The sequence below is a fragment of the Geodermatophilus maliterrae genome, assembly GCF_041018925.1.
In the GTDB taxonomy this organism is placed as follows: domain Bacteria; phylum Actinomycetota; class Actinomycetes; order Mycobacteriales; family Geodermatophilaceae; genus Geodermatophilus; species Geodermatophilus maliterrae.
Window position 1 is genome coordinate 1 of sequence record NZ_JBFNXQ010000172.1, and the last position, 4,859, is coordinate 4,859.

The 4,859-nt window shown below is 76.4% G+C and carries 4 protein-coding genes; all 4 read left to right on the forward strand.

Going from position 1 to position 4,859, the window contains the following annotated elements; genetic code table 11:
• Nucleotides 1–105 precede the first annotated feature (105 nt).
• Complete coding sequence (murG, locus tag ABQ292_RS25960) at nt 106–1,215, forward strand: undecaprenyldiphospho-muramoylpentapeptide beta-N-acetylglucosaminyltransferase (protein ID WP_369210591.1); 1,110 nt, start codon at nt 106–108, stop codon at nt 1,213–1,215.
• Nucleotides 1,205–2,674, forward strand: a complete 1,470-nt coding sequence (gene murC / locus ABQ292_RS25965) for a UDP-N-acetylmuramate--L-alanine ligase (protein WP_369210588.1) — start codon at nt 1,205–1,207, stop codon at nt 2,672–2,674. Before murG ends, murC begins: the two co-directional genes overlap by 11 nt.
• A complete protein-coding gene (locus ABQ292_RS25970) occupies nt 2,671–3,459 on the forward strand; it encodes a cell division protein FtsQ/DivIB (RefSeq protein ID WP_369210589.1) in 789 nt (262 codons plus the stop codon). The genes murC and ABQ292_RS25970 overlap by 4 nt, the downstream gene beginning before the upstream one ends.
• A 418-nt stretch (nt 3,460–3,877) precedes the next feature.
• On the forward strand, nt 3,878–4,859 hold a 982-nt coding region (gene ftsZ, locus ABQ292_RS25975; RefSeq protein WP_369210590.1), incomplete at its 3' end, for a cell division protein FtsZ.

Below are 4,859 nucleotides of genomic sequence, written 5' to 3' on the forward strand. Positions count from 1 at the left end.
CCGGCCCGCCGCCGGGCCGCGGCCCGACCGGCGGGGCGCGCCGCCGACCGGCCGCCGTCCCGAGCGGGTGCCCGGTCGCCCCGCGGACCGCCCGGGGCGGTCCCGGTGAGCGCCGGCGGGGGAGCGACCAGCCTCGTCCTGGCCGGCGGCGGCACCGGCGGCCACATCGAGCCGATGCTCGCGCTGGCCGACGCACTGCGCCGCCGGGAGCCGGGACTGCGCATCACCTGCCTGGGCACCGCCCGCGGCATGGAGTCGCGGCTGGTGCCCGCGCGCGGTTACGACCTCCGGCTGATCCCGCCCGTGCCGCTGCCGCGCAGGCCCACGCCGGACCTGCTGCGGGTGCCGGGCCGGGTGCGCCGCTCCGTGGCCGAGACCCGCGCACTGCTCGACGAGCTCGACGCCGACGTCGTCGTCGGGTTCGGCGGCTACGTCGCCCTGCCGGCCTACCTGGCCGCGTGGCGGGCCGGTGTGTCGGTCGTGGTGCACGAGCAGAACGCGCTGCCGGGCCTGGCCAACCGGGTCGGCGCCCGGCTGGCCGCCCGCGTCACGGTGACCGTGCCGGGGACGCCGCTGCGGCGCGGCGAGCACGTCGGGATGCCGCTGCGCTCGGCGATCACCACGCTCGACCGCGCCGGCCGCCGCGCCGAGGCCCGCGCCGCCTTCGGCCTGGACGACGACCGGCCCACGCTGCTGGTCTTCGGCGGATCGCAGGGCGCGGCCGCGCTCAACCGGGCGGCGACCGCGGCGGCCGACGCGCTGACCGCCGCCGGCATCCAGGTGCTGCACGCCCGCGGCCCCAAGAACACCGATGTGACCGTGCCGGGCCGGCCGGCCGGGACCGCGCCCTACGTCGTCGTCGACTACCTCGAGCGCATGGACCTCGCCTACGCCGCCGCCGACCTCGCCCTCTGCCGGTCCGGCGCGGTCACCGTGGCGGAGCTGTCGGCGGTCGGACTGCCCGCGGCGTTCGTCCCGCTGCCCATCGGCAACGGTGAGCAGCGCCGCAACGCGCTGCCGGTCGTGGAGGCCGGCGGCGGGCTGCTCGTGGAGGACGCCGACCTGTCCGCCGCGTGGATCGAGGCGACCCTCGTGCCGCTGCTCACCGACCCGGCCGCGCTCTGCGGGTACGCCGCGCACGCGGCCGCGGCCGGGGTCCCCGACGCCGACGAGCGGCTCGCCGACATCGTCCTGGAGGTGGCCCGTGACCGCTGACGCGACCGCCGCGTGGACCGCGCCGGTGCCCTCGCTGGAGGAGCTCGGCGCCGTCCACTTCATCGGGATCGGCGGTGCCGGCATGAGCGGCATCGCCCGCATCCTGCTGGCCCGCGGGGTGACCGTCTCCGGCAGCGACCGGCGCGACACCCCGACCCTGCTGGCGCTGCGCGCCCTCGGCGCCCGCGTGTCCCTCGGGCACGACGCGGCGGCCCTCGGCGACGCCGACTCGGTGGTCGTCTCCTCGGCCATCCGCGAGGACAACCCCGAGCTCGCCGAGGCCCGCGCCCGCGGGCTGCGGGTGCTGCCGCGGGCGGTCGCGCTGGCCGCGGTGATGGCCGGACGGCGCAGCGTCGCCGTCGCCGGCACCCACGGCAAGACGTCGACCACCTCGATGCTCACCGTGGCGGTGCAGGCCTGCGGCGCCGACCCGTCGTTCGCGATCGGCGGCGACCTCAACGAGTCGGGCAGCAACGCGCACGCGGGACAGGGCGACGTCTTCGTCGCCGAGGCCGACGAGAGCGACCGCTCCTTCCTGCTGCTCGCGCCGTACGGGGCGATCGTCACCAACGTCGAGGCCGACCACCTGGACAACTACGGTGACCTGGCCGCGGTGGAGGCCGCCTTCGACCGGTTCCTCGGCACCGTGGCGCCCGAGGGCTTCGTCGTCCTGTGCGCCGACGACCCGGGCTCAGCGCGGCTGCGCGACGTGCCCACCCCGGCCCGGGTGCGCACCTACGGCACCGCCCCCGACGCCGACCTGCGCCTGGTCGACCTCGAGGTCGGGCGCGAGGCCACCAGCTGGACCGCCGTCCTCGACGGCACCGAGCTCGGCCGGGTCCGCATCCGCGTGCCCGGCGAGCACATGGCCCGCAACAGCGCCGCCGCGCTCCTGGCCGGCGTCGAGCTGGGGCTGCCGGCCGCGGGGCTGATCGCCGGGCTCGAGCGCTTCGGCGGGGTGCACCGCCGCTTCGAGCTCAAGGGCACCGCCGCGGGCGTGCGGGTCTACGACGACTACGCCCACCACCCCACCGAGGTGACCGCCCAGCTGCGCGCGGCCCGCGCGGTCGCCGGCGAGGGCCGCGTCGTGGTCGCCTTCCAGCCGCACCTCTACAGCCGGACCCGCGAGTTCGCCCCCGCCTTCGGCGAGGCGCTCGGCCTGGCCGACGAGGTCGTGGTCATGGACGTCTACGGCGCCCGCGAGGACCCGGTCCCCGGCGTCACCGGCGCGATGGTCGCCGACGCCGTCCCGCTGCCCGGGGACCGCGTGCACTTCGAGCCCTCCTGGTCGGCGGCCGCCCCGGCGTTGGCCGCCCGCGCCCGCCCCGGCGACCTGGTGATCACCATGGGCGCCGGCAACGTCTCGATGGTGGGGCCGGAGGTGCTCGACGCCCTCGCCGGCGACGGGACGGGCGGCGCGACCCCCGCCCGCGTCGGCTGCGCGGACCCCGAGCGGTGAGCCGCTCCGGTCTGACGACCGCCGACCGGGGGCGCGGTGTCCCGGCCGAGGTCGCCCGGCCGGCCCGCCGCCGCAAGCGCCCCGACACCCCGGCCGAGCGCCGCCGGCGCCGGGTCGTGCGCGCCGTCCTGGCACTCGCCGTGGTCGCGGCCGCGTGGTGGGCGCTCTGGCACAGCCCCCTGCTGGCCGTGCGGACGGTCCGGGTCGACGGCGCCACGACGCTGACCGCCGACCAGGTCCGCACCGCCGCCGGCGTCCCCGGGGGCACGCCGCTGCTGCGGGTGGACGTCGAGGCCGCCGCCGCCCGCGTGGCCCGGCTCCCGCAGGTGGCCTCGGTCGAGGTGACCCGCGGCTGGCCGCGCAGCGTCGTCGTCACCGTGGTGGAGCGGCGGCCGGTCGCCGTCGTCGAGCAGACCGGCACCCGGTCGCTGGTCGACGCCGACGGCGTCCTGTTCGACACCGTCACCGGCGACGCGCCCGACGGCGTCGTCCCCCTCGACGTGGCCACGCCCGGCCCCGAGGACCCGGCCACCCGTGCGGCGCTCGGCGCCCTGCTCTCGCTGCCGCGCGAGGTCCGCGCCGCGGTGGCCGCTGCCCGGGCCGGCAGCGGCGAGGACGTCACGCTGACCCTCACCGACGGCACCACCGTGGTGTGGGGCGGGGCCGACGAGGCCGCGGACAAGTCCGACGCGCTGGTCGCGCTGCTCGACCAGATGGCGGCCGGGACCCTCGAGCCGGCCGGGACGATCGACGTGAGCACGCCCGGCGCCGTCGTCCTCCGCTGAAGGAAGGCCCCCTCCTCCCACCCCGCGGAGGCTCGCGGGCGGGACCCGGGACGGGGCTGCCTCTGCTCGCTCAGCGTGGTCCCGTGGCCGCGGACGGCAGCCGGGACCCCGCGAGCCGACACGCCGGACGCTGCGACACGCCCGACACGGCAGATCACTTGTGCGCGTTCCCGCAGCGGCCATCGGACCGTGTCTCGACCCGGGGATGAGACCTGCGACGGGCGGGTCGTAACCGACGGTGGTGTAGATGTGACCAGTGGGTCGCCAGAGATCGGTGAGGTGTCGGTCTGCCGACACGCCGGGCCGGGGAGGGTGCTTGTAGGCCCCGTCGTGGCCCACCTAACTTCGTCCCCGTCGACCCAGTTGACATAACAATAAGGCTTTACTTGAGGATGAGGGTCGAGGTCGGGAGCCCCACATGACACCTCCGCACAACTACCTCGCGGTCATCAAGGTCGTCGGCATCGGCGGCGGCGGTGTGAACGCGGTCAACCGGATGATCGAGGTCGGTCTGAAGGGGGTGGAGTTCATCGCCATCAACACCGACGCGCAGGCGCTGTTGATGAGCGACGCCGACGTCAAGCTCGACGTCGGCCGCGAGCTGACCCGCGGCCTCGGCGCCGGCGCGCAGCCCGACGTCGGCCGGCAGGCCGCCGAGGACCACCGCGAGGAGATCGAGGAGGTGCTCAAGGGCGCCGACATGGTCTTCGTGACCGCCGGCGAGGGCGGTGGCACCGGCACCGGCGGCGCGCCGGTGGTGGCCTCGATCGCCCGCAAGCTCGGCGCGCTGACCATCGGGGTGGTCACCCGTCCGTTCTCCTTCGAGGGCAAGCGCCGCGCGGTGCAGGCCGAGTCGGGGATCGAGGAGCTGCGCAACGAGTGCGACACGCTCATCGTCATCCCCAACGACCGGCTGCTGCAGCTGGGCGACCGCAACGTCAGCGTGATGGACGCCTTCCGCACCGCCGACCAGGTGCTGCTCTCCGGTGTCCAGGGCATCACCGACCTGATCACCACGCCCGGCCTGATCAACCTGGACTTCGCCGACGTCAAGTCGGTCATGTCCGGCGCGGGGTCGGCGCTCATGGGCATCGGCAGCGCGCGCGGGGACAACCGCGCCCTGCTGGCCGCCGAGCAGGCGATCGCCAGCCCGCTGCTGGAGGCCTCGATGGAGGGCGCCCACGGCGTGCTGCTGTCGATCTCCGGTGGCTCGGACCTCGGTCTGTTCGAGATCAACGAGGCCGCCTCGCTGGTGTCCGACGCCGCGCACGCCGACGCCAACATCATCTTCGGTGCGGTGATCGACGACGCCCTCGGTGACGAGGTGCGGGTGACCGTCATCGCCGCCGGCTTCGACGGCGGGCGTCCCTCGGCGCGCAAGGACGGCGGCGTCGCCGCGG